This window comes from Streptomyces sp. NPDC002870, assembly GCF_042888505.1.
GTDB lineage: Bacteria > Actinomycetota > Actinomycetes > Streptomycetales > Streptomycetaceae > Streptomyces.
Genome location: NZ_JBIAPW010000008.1, coordinates 1 through 15,536, shown reverse-complemented (window position 1 = coordinate 15,536; position 15,536 = coordinate 1). Strand labels below are relative to the sequence as shown.

Genomic DNA, 15,536 nt, shown 5'->3' with positions numbered 1-15,536 from the left:
AGGGCGTAGGGGGAGTGTCCTCAATCGCCGGACGGGCTGAACTTCAGCAGGTCGTAGGGGGAGGGCGGGGTGGGGGCTAACACTCGACGCGGTCCAGCATCGCCCGCCGCCAGCGCTCAGTCTCGGCGATCTGGTTGAACGTGAACACGTGCAGGCCCGCCACCGCTGCCGAGGGCGCGGTCAGCACGGGCGCACTGCGCCGCAGCAGCCGCTCCGGCGCATAACCGCCCGGCGCCGCGAAGCGCACGAACCAGGAGGCGTGCCGGGCCAGGAAGCGCGTCGACTCCCCCACACCGATCTTCGCCGCCATCGCCAGCAACTTCGTACGCTCGACGGGCCCGGCCACGCCCACATGCACCGGGAGCGTGACATCGCGCCGCCGCACCCGCGTCACCCACTCCTCCAGCACGCGCGGGTCGAAGCACAAGTTGCTGACTATGTACGTCGCGTGGGCATGCTTGTCCCACATCGCCTGGATGGTGACGTCGTCGTCGATGAGCGGATGTCTCTCCGGGTAGCCGGTGATGCCGACCCTGGCGAAGGGACTGCCCAGCTCGGCGAGGTGCCGTAGCAGCGGCAGCGCGCCCTCGTACGGGCCGGCGGGCGGATCGGCGTCCCCTGCCGGTACGAAGACGTCGTCCACGTCTGCCTCGCGCAGCCGGTGGACGACCTCCGCCACATGGGCACCGTCCCGCAGCAGCCGCGCGGGCACATGCGGCACGACGCGGTAGCCGTGCGCCGCCAGCCGGGCGGCAAGGTCCAGGGTCGGCTCAAGCCCCTTGACCGGCGACGCGGTGACGGTGACCACCACCTCGCGCGGGACATGGGCGAGGACCTTGTCCAGCGTCGCCTTCGCGGGAAGCACCTCGTAGCGGACACCGTCCAGCAGCGCCCGGAAGCGTTCGCTGTCCAACGTGGCCTACCCGGACTGCTTCTGGGCGTCGCCGTGCCGGTAGTACGCGGCCTTCGAGGGTGGCAGCGGGTCCTTGCCGAGGATGAGGTCGGCGGCCTTCTCGGCGATCATCATCACCGGCGCGTAGATGTTGCCGTTGGTGACGTAGGGCATCACGGAGGCGTCCACGACGCGCAGTCCCTCAAGTCCGTGCACGCGCATGCTGGCGGGATCGACGACGGCCATCTCATCGGTGCCCATCTTGCAGGTGCAGGAGGGGTGCAGGGCGGTCTCGCCCTCCTTCGCGACCCAGTCGAGGATCTCCTCGTCGCTCTGAACGGCCGGTCCGGGTGAGATCTCTCCGTCGTTGTACGGGGCGAGCGCGGGCTGGTTGAGGAGCTTGCGGGTCACCCGGATCGCCTCGACCCACTCGCGGCGGTCCTGCTCGGTGGACAGGTAGTTGAAGCGCAGGGCCGGGCGCTCGCTCGGATCCTGGCTCTTGACCTTGACCGAGCCGATGGCGTCGGAGTACATGGGCCCGACGTGCACTTGGTAGCCGTGCCCGCCCGACGGCGAGGAGCCGTCGTAGCGGACCGCGATGGGCAGGAAGTGGAACATCAGGTTGGGGTAGTCCACGTCCTCGTTGCTGCGGGCGAAGCCGCCGGCCTCGAAGTGATTGGTCGCGGCCGGGCCCTTGCGGAAGAGCCACTGCAGACCGATGAAGGGATAGCGGTACCACTTCATGTACGGCTGCATGGAGACCGGTTGCTTGCAGGCGTGCTGAACGTAGACCTCCAGGTGGTCCTGCAGGTTCTCACCGACCCCCGGCAGGTGGTGGACGACGTCGATGCCCAGGGGCTCGAGTTCCTCCGCGTTGCCGACGCCGGAAAGCTGCAGCAGCTGAGGGGAGTTGATCGCACCGCCGCAGAGGATGACCTCGCGGGCGCGGACCTGCTGGGGCTTGCCGCGGCCGCGCCGGTACTCGACACCGACGGCACGCTTGCCCTCGAAGATCACGCGGGTGACAAGGGCACGCGTCTTGACGTCAAGATTCGGCCGCCTCTTCACGGGCTTGAGATACGCCTTGGAGGCCGACAGGCGGCGCCCGCGGTGGACGTTGCGGTCGAACGGGGCGAAGCCTTCCTGCCGGTAGCCGTTGACGTCGTCGGTGCGGGGATAGCCGGCTTCCTGGACGGCCTGGAGGAAGGCAGGGAAGAGCGGGCTCGAGGCCGGGCCGCGTTCGAGGACGAGGGGGCCGTCGTGGCCGCGGAACTCGTCGTCGGGGTCGGCCGCCAGGCAGTTCTCCATCCGCTGGAAGTACGGCAGACAGTGTGCGTAGTCCCAGGTCTCCATGCCCGGGTCGGCCGCCCAGCGCTCATAGTCCATGGGGTTGCCGCGCTGGAAGATCATGCCGTTGATGCTGCTGGAACCGCCGAGCACCTTGCCGCGGGCGTGGTAGACGCGGCGACCGCCCATATGGGGCTCCGGCTCGGATTCGTACTTCCAGTCGTAGAAGCGGCTGCCGATGGGGAAGGTCAGCGCCGCGGGCATGTGGATGAAGACGTCCCACGGATAGTCGGACCGGCCGGCCTCCAGCACCAGAACGCTGTTGCCCGGATCAGCGGAGAGCCGGTTCGCCAGTGCGCTGCCGGCCGATCCGCCGCCGACGATGACGAAGTCGTACTGCAGGGGAGCCATGGCTGCCTCGTCTCGATCGCGCCGTTCGATACGCGGAGCATGCTAGTACGAGTACCGCTATACGCACTAGGTTGCGAGCCACGCAACTTAGCAGGACTCGCATCCTCGGTGCCGTCGTTGTTTACTGCGCGTATAGTTTCGTTGTGAGCAACTACAGTCCAGATATCGAAACGACCGGTTCGCAGCCCGGCGGGGTCCAGTCCGTCGACCGCGCCATCAGCGTGCTGGAAATCCTTGCCCAACACGGCGAAGCGGGCGTCAGTGACGTGGCAGCCGAGATCGACGTCCACAAATCCACCGCATTCCGCCTGCTCGGCGCACTGGAGGCGCGCGGTCTGGTGGAGCAGGCGGGTGAGCGCGGCAAGTACCGCCTCGGCTTCGGCATCGTACGACTGGCCGGCGCGGTCACCGGCCGCATCGACATCACGCAGCAGGGCCGCCCGGTCTGCGAGCGCCTCGCGGAGGAGCTCGGCGAGACCGTCAACGTCGCCGTCATGCAGGAGCACTACGCGATCAATCTCTTCCAGGTGCGCGGACCTGCGGCAGTGGCGGCGCACAACTGGGTCGGCCAGCTGACCCCGTTGCACGCCACCTCCAGCGGCAAGATCCTGCTCGCCTACATGCCCGCCAAGGAGCGTGCCGAGCTCCTGTCGCAGACAGGCCTGAAGAAGATGACCCCGCGCACCCTGACCGCGAAGACAAAGCTCGAGAAGAGCCTCGCCGAGGTCAGAGAACACGGCTACTCCTGGACCATGGAGGAATTGGAGCTCGGGCTGCACGCCATGGCCGCGCCGGTCCGCGACCGGGACGGAGTGGTCATCGCGGCGCTCAGCGCCTCGGGGCCCTCGTACCGGTTCACCGAGGAGCGCATGCGTGAAATCGCCCCGCTGCTGATCAAGGGGGCGGACGAGATCAGTCACCGGATGGGCTACCTGGGCTGACCCCGGGCGCGTCCAGCCGGATCCGCAGGAAGGGCGTGGGTCATCGCGGGGATACCCGGCGGCCCAGGTCTTCTCCTGCTGATCTCCGGATCGTCGTCGCCGGACCTCCGGCCGGCGCGCGCGTGCCCTCGTCGGTGCTACTCCGGCTGCCGGGTGCCGAGGCGCTCGTGGATCCAGTCGTGGAACGTACCGATGTGGTGCTCGCTCGGTACGAGTACCCCGCCCTTGGCGTACAGGCGGGAGCTCATCGCGGGCTGGCAGCGCTCACAGGCGTCGAAGTCCTGCCGGTTGACCCGGTCGAAGAGCTCCACGGACCGGCTGACGTCCCTGCCGCTGTCCACCACGTCCTTGAGGTAGAGCCAGTCGCACTCGACGATCGTGCGGTCGACGGCGACCGGATACATCCGGTGGAAGATCACGTGGTCGGGGACGAGATTGATGAAAACCTGCGGCGGGACTGTGATCGCGTAGTAGCGGCGGTCCTGGTCCTCGGCGACCCCCGGGATGCGGTCCAGGCCTTCGGAGCCGTCCACGGTGAAGCCCTTGATCGCCGCACCGAATTCGACGCCGTGGCCGACGTAGTACTGCGCGGCATAGCCGTCGGCGAACTCCGGCAGGACTTCGGTGAGTTCGGGGTGGATCGTGGCGCAGTGGTAGCACTCCATGAAGTTCTCGATGATGAGTTTCCAGTTCGCCTTCACGTCGTAGACGATCCGTCTGCCGACTTCGAGGCTTTCCATGTCGTAGCGCTCGATCGACTCCACGTCGCCGAGCCGTGCGACGACCTCACCGACGACCTGTTCCTCGAAGGACGGCGGGGTCTCCGCCAGACAGACCCAGACATAGCCCAGCCATTCGCGGGAGGCCACATTCGCCAGGCCGTATTCGACGCGGCCGACGTCGGGCATCTTCGTGAGGTTGGGCGCCGCGACGAGCTTGCCCGTCAGGTCGTACGTCCACGCGTGGTACGGGCACTGGAAGGCGCGCTTGACCTCGCCCGTCTCCTCCGTGCAGAGCTTGGCGCCGCGGTGCCGGCAGACATTGAAGAAGGCGCGGACGGAGTTGTCCCGGGCCCGGGTGACGAGGATGCTCTCGCGGCCCACGTCGACGGTCCGGAAGGCGCCGGGCCCGGCGAGGTCGGAGGAGCGCGCGACGCAGAACCACATCGCCTCGAAGATGCGCTCCTGCTCCTGGGCGAAGATCCCGGGATCGGTGTAATAGGAGCCGGGGAGCGTGGCGATCAGGCTGTCCGGCAGGCTGGTCGAGCTCATGGTGCACTCCTCGCGGGGTGACGTCGTCGATGGGTCGTCGCGCCGGGGACGAGGAAGTCCGAGCGGCGTTGAGCGGTATGCAAATGAGTGGCGTACTGAGCCGTAGCGTCGTGACGCCGCACGAGTGGCGTCAGAGCGTGGCGGCAGCGAGCTGTTTGCGCCAGCGGGTGAAAAGGCGCGGCTGGTTCATCCCGAGGACCGCGACCGGATGCCCCGACCGCCGGTAGACCGCCAGGAAGCTGCGGTCGTCCGGGAGCCCTTCCTCGACCGTCACGCTGTCGGCCCCGGCGGAATGCCCGGCGAACTGGATCCGTACGCCGTACTGGTCCGACCAGAAATACGGCGGCCTGGGCAACCCCGGCGTCGCCGCACCCCCTGACAGCATCGCCGCCACGGCCGCGTCGGGCCGTTCCCGCGCGCCGGTCCAGTGCTCGACGCGACGGTGGACCCCGGCGACGGGGTCGTACCAGGAGGCGCAGTCGCCGACCGCGACCACACCGGACAGACTTGTGCGGCCGTCCGCGCCGCACTTGACGCCGTCGTCCAGTACGACGCCACACCCGTCCAGCCACTCGACGCACGGGCGAGCGCCCACGCCGACGACGACCGTGTCGGCCGGGATGCTGCGGCCGTCCTCGAGCAGGACCGCCTCGACGCAGGCCGTCCCGCTGAGTCCTTTGACGCCCACGCCGCACAGCAGGCGTACGCCGTGGTCCGCATGGAGCGTGGAGACGACGCCTCCCATGACCTCGCCGAGCGGTCCGGCCAGCGGCGTCGGCGCGGCCTCGACTACCGTCACGTCGAGCCCCAGGCCGTACGCGGTCGAGGCGACCTCGGCGCCGATGAACCCGCCGCCGATCACCACCAGGCGCCCGCCGCGGGCCAGGTCGGCCCGCAGGGCACGGGCGTCGTCCAGGGTGCGCAGCGTGTGCACCCCTTCGAGGCCGTCGCTGCCCGGCAGGACGCGCGCGGTCGCACCCGTGGCGATGACGATCCCGTCGGCCCGGACGGACCTGCCGTCGGCGAGCCGCACTGCACGGTCACCGGGGTCGAATCCCGCGGCCCGCACGCCGAGCAGCCACTCCGCCTGCAGGTCCTCACCGTCCGCCTCCAGCGCGAGATCCGCTTCGCCGATCGTGCCGGCGAGGAACTCCTTGGACAACGGCGGCCTGTCGTACGGCCGGTGCGCCTCGTCACCGATCACGACCAGCCGTCCGTCGTAGCCCTGCTTCCGCAGGGAGCGAGCGGCCGACAGCCCGGCGAGCGAGGCGCCGACCACGGCCACGGTCCTCACGCGAGACCTCCGGCGAGCCGCGCCGCGATGCAGGGCGGAAGATTCGGAGCCGCCGTGGACGGCTGGACGTAGATCATGCCGTCCTCGATCAGGACCTCATGGGTGCGGACGGGGAGCTTGGCCGGCGGTGAGTCGACGGCCCCCGTCCTGAGGTCGAACTTCGAGGCATGCAGTGGGCATTCGACCTCGCGGCCCTCCAGCCAGCCGTCGGCGAGCGACGCGTCCTGGTGGGTGCAAGTGTCGTCGATGGCGAAGACCTCGCCGTCATCGGTGTGGAACACCGAGACGGGTGGATCGATGTCGAGCCGGTGGGCCTCGCCTCGCGGCAGATCCGCGAGACGGCACGCGGGAATCATCATGACACCTCGGGTCGCTCGGGTGCATATAGCGAAACGGATTGCGGTAAGCGCAACGCCAGTTTGAAGTCCCCAAAAGCCCGTGTCAAGGCGTTCCCCGGACCGGCCGACCCTGTGTTCCATGTTTCTTTTTACGCAACGCTGTGCGCAGTACACAACTACAGAGCCGGAAGAACGACGTGGCGATCGGCGCGTTCGACCTGTTCAAAGTGGGTATCGGCCCCTCCAGCTCGCACACCGTGGAGCCGATGAAGGCCGCCCGCTCCTCGTCACGGCACTGGACGAGGACTGTCGCTGTCCCGCGCCGTCTCCGTGCGGGCGGAGCTCTTCGGGTCCCTCGGCGCCACCGGCCACGGTCACGGCAGTGACAAGGCTCCTGGGCCTGGAGGGCGAGGCCCCCCCTCCCATCGAGACCGACACCGAGACCGACACCGTGGACGGCCGGGTCCGCCGGATCCGCGAGACGGGCCGGCTTGTCTGAGCTCTTCCAGCCCAATCCCGCAGCGGCTCTGACGCCGCCCGTCGATCTCGTCAGACACCCCTGGGGCCAGGACTTGCCGCTGCCGGCCGAAGGTGCGCGTCTCGGCGTTTCGGCCACCATCGCTTCGAGCCGCCCCCGCGCGCAGCAAGGGTCGGTGCATCCCACATGCTCCGCTTCTCGCTCTGCCATGCAGATTCCACTGCGTCTAAAACACATGCGTTCGAAAATCCCGCCCTGTCGTTGAGCTCCACGAGATGCCCAAGCGACCTTCCAGGAGGCTCAGTTGACCACGGCCGATACAGGAGAACACCAGCTCACCGCACCGCCTCCGCCGCCTCCGGCGGAGATCAGTTACAGCGGGCAGTACTCGGTCAACCCGCTCGCCGAGGTCTCCTTCCGGAGAATGTGCGGGCAGATCCCGACGGTGCTGCGCCGGATCGCCCGGCTGTCGTGGCAGATCGACCCCCGAGCGGTGCAGTTACTGGTCGCGTGCCAGGTGGTGACGGGCCTGTCCGCGGCCGTCCTCCTGGCAGCGACGGCCCGGGCGATGGAGCCCATTCTCGGCACCGGCGTCGTGGCCGAACGGCTGCGTGACTCCCTGCCGCCGCTCCTCCTCGTGGCCGTCGCGGCCGCCCTCGCGCGAGGAGCGGGCGCGGTGGCCACCTACGCCGAGCGGCGTATCACCCCAAGACTGACCACCGAGACGGACACTGCCCTGGTCGAGGCGGTCTGCCGGGTCGAGGCTGCGGCCTACTCGGAGGACGGGTTCGCAGACCGGCAGGAGGGCGCGGAGATGGGGGTGATGCGCACCCACGTGATGGTCACCGATGCCCAGCGGTTCATGTCCGCACTGATCCGCATGATCACCGCCAGCGGCGTCCTGTCGGTACTGAACCTGACGATACTGCCCCTGCTGCTCCTCGCCGTCCTGCCTGCCGGGATCGGAGCCGTGCTGACCGCTCGCGTGGACTACGAGATCCACTACGCCAACGTGTCCGACCGCAACGTGCGCGGGATGATGCGTTGGTGGTCCACCACGCCCAAGTACGGGGATGAGGTCCGCGCCAACGGAATGACCGACTACCTGCTGTTCTGGTACCGGTCTCTGTCTGAACGGTGCGACCGGCGAACCGTGGCCGCCGCCCCGCGCACCCTGAGGATCGCGCTGCTTTCCTCACTGGCCGGCGGTGCGTTCCTGGTCCTCACCTGGGCCGCACTGGCCTGGCTCGCCGTGACCGGCCGGATCGGGCTTGCGATTGCCGCGACCGCAGTCCTTGCCGTGCAGACGACGCTGGCCGCCCTGTCGCAGGTCGTCACCAACGGAGCTGCCGTCTTCCATACGAGCCTCTACCTGGGCGACATGCAGGCGTTCCTCGACGACGCCGCCGCGCGGGCGCCCAAGCGCGGACAACTCACTCTCCGCGGACCGGTCGATGAGATCCGGCTCGAGGAAGTCGTCTACCAGTACCCGGGCAAGGACGCACCGGCCGTCGCAGGAGTTTCCCTGACGCTGCGGCGCGGCCAGATCCTCGCGATCGTCGGAGCGAACGGCTCCGGCAAGTCGACTCTGACCCGGCTGCTCACTGGCATCAACCTGCCCGGCAAGGGCAAGGTGACCTGGAACGGAGCGGATCTCGCCGACGTCAACCCTGCCACCGTCTGGAATTGCACCGGTCTGGTCCCGCAGATCTTCGCCCAATGGCCTTTGCGGGTGCGAGAGAACATCACCCTCGGCCAGCCCCGCACCTTCGACGACGGGCCCGTGTGGGATGCCGTCGACGCGGTTGGGATGCGCGAAGCCGTCGAGGAGCTACCGGCCGGCCTGGACACCCTCCTCGCCCGCGAGATCTTCGGTGGAGCGGAGCTGTCCGGAGGACAGTGGCAGCGGCTGGCTTGTTCGCGGGCGCTGTACCGCCAGCCGCCGCTTCTGATCCTCGACGAGCCCACCTCGCAGATGGACCCGCGCGGCGAGCACGGCATTTTCGAGCAGATCAAGGCCATCGCCCGCGACCGCATCACTGTCGTGGTCACCCATCGGCTGGAGAACACCAAGATCGCCGACCACATCGTGGTGATGGAGCACGGCCGCATCACCGAACAGGGGCGGTACGACGACCTGATCCATGCCGGGGGCACCTTCGCCGAGCTCCTGGAACTCTCGCAGGACCGCTGAACCACCGCATCACCCATGGAGGGGCCGCGACTCCATGCGCGATGTCCACGCTCGATGCGCAGTGAATGCGGTCGGAGCCGGCGGTCAGAAGCCGCGGTCGATCCACTCCTGCAGATGCGGGGCCTCCGCGGCGATGGTGGTCGTGTCCCCGTGGCCGGTGTGCACGACGGTGTCGTCCGGCAGTGCCAGCAGCCGGTCCCGGATCGACTCGATGATGGTGCCGAAGTTGCTGTACGACCGACCCGTCGCCCCCGGCCCGCCCGCGAAGAGCGTGTCACCGCTGAAAAGGGCGTTCAGGGCCGGCGCGTACAGACACACCGCGCCGGGCGCATGGCCGGGCGTGTGCAGCACGGTCAGATCGGCTCCCGCCACCGTGACGATCTGGCCGTGGGCCAGTTCGCCGTCCGGGAGCCGCTCGGGATGGGTCTGCTTCCACAACGGCAGGTCGTCCGGGTGCAGCAGAATCGGCGCGCCGGTCCGGTCGGCGAGCGCCGGGGCGGCGTCGATGTGGTCGTTGTGGGCGTGCGTGCAGACGATCGCGCGTAGCTCCCGGCCTCCGAGCGCGGCCATGATGGCGTCCGCGTCGTGCGCCGCGTCGATGACGACCGCCTCCGTGTCGTCACCGACGATCCACACGTTGTTGTCCACGTCCCAGGTACCACCGTCCAGGGAGAACGTTCCTGACGTGACCAGTCGGTCGATGTTCGCGGACATCACAGCACCACCACCGAGCGCAGCACGTCACCGTGATGCATCCGCTCGAAGGCCTTCTCCACGTCGTCCAACGCGATCGTCTCGGTCACGAAGGCCTCCAGATCCAGGCGCCCCTGCAGATGAAGGTCGATCAGCATCGGGAAGTCGCGACTCGGGAGGCAGTCCCCGTACCAGGACGACTTGAGCGCTCCGCCGCGGCCGAAGACGTCCAGCAGCGGAAGCTCCAGCTTCATCTGCGGGGTCGGCACCCCTACCAGGACGACGGTCCCGGCCAGGTCGCGGGCGTAGAAGGCCTGTTCGTACGTCTCCGGGCGTCCGACGGCCTCGATGACGACGTCCGCACCGAAGCCCCCGGTCAGTTCACGGATCGCCTCCACAGGATCGGTCTCCTTGGAGTTGACGGTGTGGGTGGCGCCGATCCGCTTCGCCGTGGCCAGCTTCCGATCGTCGATGTCCACCGCGATGATCTTCGCCGCGCCCGCGAGCCGGGACCCTGCGATCGCCGCGTCGCCCACGCCGCCGCAGCCGATGACGGCGACGGAATCGCCACGCCCGACGGCGCCGGTGTTGATGGCTGCGCCGATGCCCGCCATCACGCCGCAGCCCAGGAGCCCTGCGACCGCGGCCGACGCCCGCTCGTCGACCTTCGTGCACTGTCCGGCGGCCACCAGCGTCTTCTCGGCGAAAGCGCCGATGCCCAGGGCCGGGGACAGCTCCGTGCCGTCCGTGAGGGTCATCTTCTGCTTGGCGTTGTGGGTGTTGAAGCAGTACCAGGGCCGTCCCCGCAGACAGGCCCGGCACTGACCGCAGACCGCACGCCAGTTCAGGATGACAAAGTCGCCGGGTGCGACCTCGGTGACGCCCTCGCCGACCGCCTCGACCCGGCCCGCCGCCTCATGGCCGAGCAGGAAGGGGAAGTCGTCGTTAATGCCGCCCTCGCGATAGTGCAGATCGGTGTGGCAGACCCCGCAGGCCTCGATGTTCACCAACGCCTCACCCGGGCCGGGGTCAGGAACGATGATCGTTTCCAGGCTGACGGGGGCGCCCTTGCCTCGCGCGACGACAGCACGGACCTGGTGAGTCATGGCCACTCCTCGACTGATACGCACATGGGGTGGTGTTGCTTATCGCGGCACGCATCTCACGTGTCGCAACAACAGCATCGTGGAGGCGCGATCCACGGTCAAGGACTCTGCGCATCGCGCACGGGCGGATACGGCGTCGAGCTCACCCGCCGAGTAGGGACCACGCGGCGTCATACATCTTCGCACCCGCGGTCACTCACAGGGCTCGCCACTCGGAGAGAAGGCAGATCCATGACCTGTGAGCGCCCGCACGGTGTGAGGCGGACACGAACTGTCCGGCGGGCAACGGCACCGCCTCGCGTGCGCCCGACGGCCGAGGGGCACTGATCGCAGGCGACCCACCGCCCTCGTGGGATGCTGGTGTACATGACCCTGGAGGACCTTGTACGGCTGCGCCGCGCCCGGGACGTGATGGACCGGGACTACGCGCGGCCGTTGGATGTTCCGGCGCTGGCGAAAGTCGCCCTCATGTCGACCGGGCACTTCTCCCGCAGCTTCCGCGCCGCCTTCGGGGAGACGCCCTACAGCTATCTGATGACCCGCCGTGTCGAGCGGGCGAAGGCGCTGCTGCGGCGGGGCGACATGAGCGTGACGGAGGTCTGCTTCGCGGTCGGATGCGCCTCGCTGGGGTCGTTCAGCTCGCGCTTCACCGAGCTGGTCGGCGAGAGCCCCAGCGCCTACCGGGCCCGCCGCCACGAGGCCGGCGCCGCGATCCCGGCGTGCGTCGCCAAGATCCTCACGCGACCGGTCAGGAATGGAGAAGCGGAATCCGCCGCCGCCTCGTAGCGTCGGAGGCATGAACATCAAGCTCTCACAGTGCTTCATCGCAGTCGACGACCATGACAAGGCGCTCGCCTTCTACCGCGACGTCCTCGGCCTGGAGGTACGCAACGACGTCGCGTTCGAGGGGATGCGCTGGGTGACCGTCGGCTCACCGGCGCAGCCGGACGTGGAGATCGTCCTCGAACCGCCGCTCGCCGACCCCAACGCCTCGGCGGACGACAAGAAGGCGATGGCGGAACTGCTGGCCAAGGGCATGCTGCGCGGCGTGATCTTCTCCACTGACGACTGCGACGCCACCTTCGAACGCATCCGGGTCGCCGGCGGGGAGGTGCTGCAGGAGCCGATCGACCAGCCGTACGGCGTCCGCGACTGCGCCTTCCGCGACCCGTCCGGCAACATGCTCCGCTTCAACCAGCCCCGCAAGCGGTAAGGACCGCCTGCGGTTGGGGGTCCCGGCCCATTGTTGTGGAGCGCTCCGACTCCTGGGCGGCGCAGGCGATCCGGCTCCTCCGGGCGGACGGCGGGGGGAACGCCCCGACCCCGCCGCACCGGATCGCTGCCCGCGTTACCCGGCTTCGAGGTGCACCTCAAGGACGAGTAGACGCACCCCACGGGCAGCGTGAAGCACCGCCTGGTCCCGCGACCGGGGCCGACGTCGGCGGCGATCGGGCGCCATCTGCGCCGCCCGCCCGACGGCGAGCTGATGCGCGCGGGCCGCTGGTTGGTCTGACGCGTCGGCCGGGCGCGCCGCGTGGCCGGGGCCCAGAGGCTCCACGGGCCGAAGCGGCGTGGATGCCTTGGTTCTTGTGCGCGCCCCCGGCCGGCGTCAGCCGGACAGGCGTCGCGCCACCCCGGCCGGCACCGCCGATCAGGCAGACAGCGGACCGTTGCCGCGACCGCGCCGACGAAGTAGAACCAGACGTACAGCGCGCAGCTGGTCAGATCGAGCCAGGCGACGCCGAGGGAGACCGCGAAGGCGGCCCCGCCCAACAGATGGAGACACGATAAGCATGGCCACGAGGACGGACACGCAGTCGCCTGCGCTGCACGATGCCGACAGCCACGATCTGATCCGCGTGCACGGCGCGCGCGTGAACAACCTCAAGGACGTCAGCATCGAGATCCCGAAGCGCCGGCTGACGGTGTTCACCGGCGTCTCCGGCTCGGGCAAGAGCTCGCTGGTGTTCGACACGATCGCCGCGGAGTCGCAGCGGATGATCAACGAGACCTACAGCGCCTTCGTGCAGGGCTTCATGCCGACGCTGGCGCGGCCCGAGGTCGACGTACTCGACGGGCTGACGACCGCGATCATCGTCGACCAGCAGCGGATGGGTGCCGACCCCCGCTCCACGGTCGGCACCGCCACCGACGCCAACGCGATGCTGCGCATCCTCTTCAGCCGGCTCGGGAAGCCGCACATCGGCCCGCCCAGCGCGTACTCCTTCAACACCGCCTCGGTCCGGGCGAGCGGTGCGATCACTGTCGAGCGCGGTGCCAAAAAGGCGGTGAAGGCGACCTTCAACCGCACCGGCGGCATGTGCACGCGCTGCGAGGGCCGGGGCACGGTCTCCGACATCGACCTCAGCCAGCTCTACGACGACTCCAAGTCGATCGCCGAGGGTGCGTTCACCATCCCCGGCTGGAAGTCGGACAGTTGGTGGACCGTGCGGACCTACGCCGAGTCGGGCTTCCTCGACCCGGACAAGCCGATCCGCCAGTTCACCAAGAAGGAGATGCAGGACTTCCTCTACCGGGAGCCGACCAAGGTGAAGGTCGAGGGCGTGAACCTCACCTACGAGGGGCTGATCCCCAAGATCCAGAAGTCGTTCCTGTCCAAGGACAAGGAGGCGATGCAGCCGCACATCCGTGCGTTCGTGGAGCGGGCGGTCACGTTCACCACCTGTCCCGAGTGCGACGGCACCCGGCTCAGCGAGGGGGCCCGGTCGTCGAGGATCAAGCGGATAAGCATCGCCGACGCCTGCGCGATGGAGATCCGTGACCTGACCGAATGGGTCCGCGGCCTCAAAGAGCCGTCGGTGGCGCCGCTGCTCGCCGCGCTGCAGCACACCCTCGAGTCATTCGTGGAGATCGGGCTCGGCTACCTCTCGCTCGAGCGGCCGTCGGGCACGCTGTCGGGCGGCGAGGCGCAGCGCGTCAAGATGATCCGCCACCTCGGCTCCTCGCTCACCGACGTCACCTACGTCTTCGACGAGCCCACCATCGGGCTGCACCCCCATGACATCCAGCGGATGAACGACCTGCTGCTGCGGCTGCGGGACAAGGGCAACACGGTGCTCGTCGTGGAGCACAAGCCGGAGGCGATCGCCATCGCCGACCACGTCGTCGACCTCGGCCCCGGCGCCGGTACGGCGGGCGGCACCGTCTGCTTCGAGGGCACCCTCGAGGGACTGCGGGGAAGCGGGACCGTCACCGGACGCCATCTCGACGACAGGGCCTCCCTCAAGGAGTCGGTGCGCAAAGCCACCGGCGCCCTGGAGATCCGCGGCGCGACGGCGAACAACCTGCGCGGCGTCGACGTCGACATCCCGCTCGGGGTGCTCGCGGTCGTCACCGGCGTCGCCGGCTCCGGCAAGAGCTCTCTCGTGCACGGGTCGCTGCCCGGGCAGCCGGGGGCCGCCGGTGAGGGTGTGGTGTCGGTCGATCAGACGCCGATCCGTGGCTCGCGGCGGAGCAACCCGGCGACGTACACCGGACTGCTCGACCCGATCCGCAAGGCATTCGCGAAGGCCAACGGCGTCAAGCCTGCGCTGTTCAGCGCCAACTCCGAGGGAGCCTGCCCCACTTGCAACGGCGCCGGCGTCATCTACACCGACCTGGCGATGATGGCAGGCGTCGCCAGCACCTGCGAAGACTGCGAAGGAAAGCGGTTCGATGCATCGGTGCTGGAGTACCACCTCGGCGGCCGCGACATCAGTGAGGTGCTCGCGATGTCGGTGATCGAGGCCGAGGAGTTCTTCGGGGCCGGCGAGGCGCACACGCCGGCCGCGCACAAGATCCTCGACCGGCTCGCCGACGTCGGGCTCGGCTACATCACCCTCGGCCAGCCGCTCACCACCCTGTCCGGCGGCGAGCGGCAGCGGCTCAAGCTGGCCACCCACATGGCCGACAAGGGCGGCGGCCGGTCCGTCTTCGTACTCGACGAGCCGACCACCGGCCTCCACCTCGCCGACGTCGAGCAGCTGCTCGGCCTGCTCGACCGGCTCGTCGACTCCGGCAAGTCGGTCATCGTCATCGAGCACCACCAGGCGGTCATGGCGCACGCCGACTGGATCATCGACCTCGGCCCCGGCGCCGGCCACGACGGCGGCCGGATCGTCTTCGAGGGCACACCCGCCGACCTCGTCGCCGCCCGCTCCACCCTCACCGGCGAGCACCTCGCGGCCTACGTCGGCGCCTGACCACTCAGTCGCCCCCGCCCCGGCGGGGGCGACGCCCTGGCGGGTCACTGCCGTGCGTGTCTGCGTCCTTGTGGGTAGCGGGGGCGAGGGCTGGTCACGTCGCCGGGAGTGACCCGGACGACGTGAAGGCCTCCCCCGCTGGACGGCGACTCGGCGGCTCCCAGGCGGAGGCTCCGCCTGGTGGCCGCGTGCCGGCGGACAGGGCTAGTAGGACTCCGTTAAGTCTGTCTGGATCTTGGTGCTTTGTTGGGCAGGGGTTGGTGGCAGGTGTTGCAGACGCCGGTCCAGCACCTCAGTACGTCCTGGAGGGCGTCGAGGACTTGGTAGAGGGTGAGACCGGTCCGGGCACTTTTGGGGCCAGGCGCTGTTCGGTGAGGAAGGCATGGGCGGCGGTCACGAGGGTGACGTGGTGGTGCCAGCCCGGCCAGG

At 69.1% G+C, this 15,536-nt stretch carries 12 protein-coding genes and 2 pseudogenes; 6 read left to right on the top strand and 8 right to left on the bottom strand.

Annotation, left to right across the window (positions count from 1 at the left end; genetic code table 11):
* Positions 1-76 precede the first annotated feature (76 nt).
* A complete protein-coding gene (locus ACFYWY_RS12385) occupies positions 77-913 on the bottom strand; it encodes a 5,10-methylenetetrahydrofolate reductase (RefSeq protein WP_389183853.1) in 837 nt (278 codons plus the stop codon).
* A 6-nt stretch (positions 914-919) separates the two neighbouring features.
* The gene (gene betA, locus ACFYWY_RS12380; protein ID WP_389183850.1) at positions 920-2,590 is read right to left on the bottom strand and encodes a choline dehydrogenase; all 1,671 of its coding nucleotides are present in this window, start codon (positions 2,588-2,590) and stop codon (positions 920-922) included.
* Positions 2,591-2,733: 143 nt separating this feature from the next.
* Here betA and ACFYWY_RS12375 point away from each other — a divergent pair, with 143 nt between their 5' ends.
* Positions 2,734-3,531: an IclR family transcriptional regulator gene (locus ACFYWY_RS12375; RefSeq protein ID WP_389183847.1), complete on the top strand. Its 798-nt coding sequence runs from the start codon at positions 2,734-2,736 to the stop codon at positions 3,529-3,531.
* A gap of 137 nt (positions 3,532-3,668) precedes the next feature.
* Here the strand turns inward: ACFYWY_RS12375 and ACFYWY_RS12370 are convergent, their stop codons facing one another.
* The 3 genes from ACFYWY_RS12370 to ACFYWY_RS12360 form a co-directional block, all read right to left on the bottom strand.
* Positions 3,669-4,802 (bottom strand): aromatic ring-hydroxylating dioxygenase subunit alpha, encoded by a 1,134-nt coding sequence (locus ACFYWY_RS12370; protein ID WP_389183843.1) that lies wholly within the window; start codon positions 4,800-4,802, stop codon positions 3,669-3,671.
* A 130-nt stretch (positions 4,803-4,932) separates the two neighbouring features.
* Positions 4,933-6,096 (bottom strand): NAD(P)/FAD-dependent oxidoreductase, encoded by a 1,164-nt coding sequence (locus ACFYWY_RS12365; protein ID WP_389183840.1) that lies wholly within the window; start codon positions 6,094-6,096, stop codon positions 4,933-4,935.
* A complete protein-coding gene (locus tag ACFYWY_RS12360; RefSeq protein ID WP_389183837.1) occupies positions 6,093-6,455 on the bottom strand; it encodes a bifunctional 3-phenylpropionate/cinnamic acid dioxygenase ferredoxin subunit in 363 nt (120 codons plus the stop codon). Before ACFYWY_RS12360 ends, ACFYWY_RS12365 begins: the two co-directional genes overlap by 4 nt.
* Before the next feature lie 176 nt (positions 6,456-6,631).
* Between ACFYWY_RS12360 and ACFYWY_RS12355 the strand changes: the two are divergent.
* Together ACFYWY_RS12355 and ACFYWY_RS12350 are read left to right on the top strand one after the other, a co-directional pair.
* Positions 6,632-6,927: pseudogene (locus tag ACFYWY_RS12355) on the top strand (serine dehydratase beta chain); the annotation flags it as partial.
* A 289-nt stretch (positions 6,928-7,216) separates the two neighbouring features.
* Entirely contained in the window at positions 7,217-9,106 is a 1,890-nt protein-coding gene (locus ACFYWY_RS12350) for an ATP-binding cassette domain-containing protein (protein WP_389183835.1), read from the top strand.
* Between the two features lie 84 nt (positions 9,107-9,190).
* Here the strand turns inward: ACFYWY_RS12350 and ACFYWY_RS12345 are convergent, their stop codons facing one another.
* Positions 9,191-9,820, bottom strand: a complete 630-nt coding sequence (locus ACFYWY_RS12345) for an MBL fold metallo-hydrolase (protein WP_389183832.1) — start codon at positions 9,818-9,820, stop codon at positions 9,191-9,193.
* Positions 9,820-10,905: an S-(hydroxymethyl)mycothiol dehydrogenase gene (locus ACFYWY_RS12340; RefSeq protein WP_389183829.1), complete on the bottom strand. Its 1,086-nt coding sequence runs from the start codon at positions 10,903-10,905 to the stop codon at positions 9,820-9,822. The genes ACFYWY_RS12345 and ACFYWY_RS12340 overlap by 1 nt, the downstream gene beginning before the upstream one ends.
* Positions 10,906-11,271: 366 nt before the next feature.
* On the opposite strand from ACFYWY_RS12340, the gene ACFYWY_RS12335 reads away from it, so the two are divergent.
* The 3 genes from ACFYWY_RS12335 (at position 11,272) to ACFYWY_RS12325 (ending at position 15,107) form a co-directional block, all read left to right on the top strand.
* Positions 11,272-11,691: a helix-turn-helix domain-containing protein gene (locus tag ACFYWY_RS12335; protein WP_389183826.1), complete on the top strand. Its 420-nt coding sequence runs from the start codon at positions 11,272-11,274 to the stop codon at positions 11,689-11,691.
* Positions 11,692-11,701: 10 nt separating this feature from the next.
* Positions 11,702-12,118 carry a VOC family protein gene (locus tag ACFYWY_RS12330; protein WP_389183823.1) on the top strand — a complete coding sequence of 139 codons (417 nt, stop codon included), beginning with the start codon at positions 11,702-11,704 and terminating at the stop codon, positions 12,116-12,118.
* 574 nt (positions 12,119-12,692) lie between these two features.
* A complete protein-coding gene (locus tag ACFYWY_RS12325) occupies positions 12,693-15,107 on the top strand; it encodes an ATP-binding cassette domain-containing protein (RefSeq protein WP_389184436.1) in 2,415 nt (804 codons plus the stop codon).
* A 292-nt stretch (positions 15,108-15,399) separates the two neighbouring features.
* Here the strand turns inward: ACFYWY_RS12325 and ACFYWY_RS12320 are convergent.
* A pseudogene (locus ACFYWY_RS12320) lies at positions 15,400-15,536 on the bottom strand (IS701 family transposase); the annotation flags it as partial.

Coding starts and splice junctions, on each gene's coding strand:
- betA (WP_389183850.1), bottom strand. CDS start 2,590: ATGGCTCCCCTGCAGTACGACTTCGTCATCGTCGGCGGCGGATCGGCC.
- ACFYWY_RS12370 (WP_389183843.1), bottom strand. CDS start 4,802: ATGAGCTCGACCAGCCTGCCGGACAGCCTGATCGCCACGCTCCCCGGC.
- ACFYWY_RS12360 (WP_389183837.1), bottom strand. CDS start 6,455: ATGATGATTCCCGCGTGCCGTCTCGCGGATCTGCCGCGAGGCGAGGCC.
- ACFYWY_RS12345 (WP_389183832.1), bottom strand. CDS start 9,820: ATGTCCGCGAACATCGACCGACTGGTCACGTCAGGAACGTTCTCCCTG.
- ACFYWY_RS12340 (WP_389183829.1), bottom strand. CDS start 10,905: ATGACTCACCAGGTCCGTGCTGTCGTCGCGCGAGGCAAGGGCGCCCCC.
- ACFYWY_RS12335 (WP_389183826.1), top strand. CDS start 11,272: ATGACCCTGGAGGACCTTGTACGGCTGCGCCGCGCCCGGGACGTGATG.
- ACFYWY_RS12330 (WP_389183823.1), top strand. CDS start 11,702: ATGAACATCAAGCTCTCACAGTGCTTCATCGCAGTCGACGACCATGAC.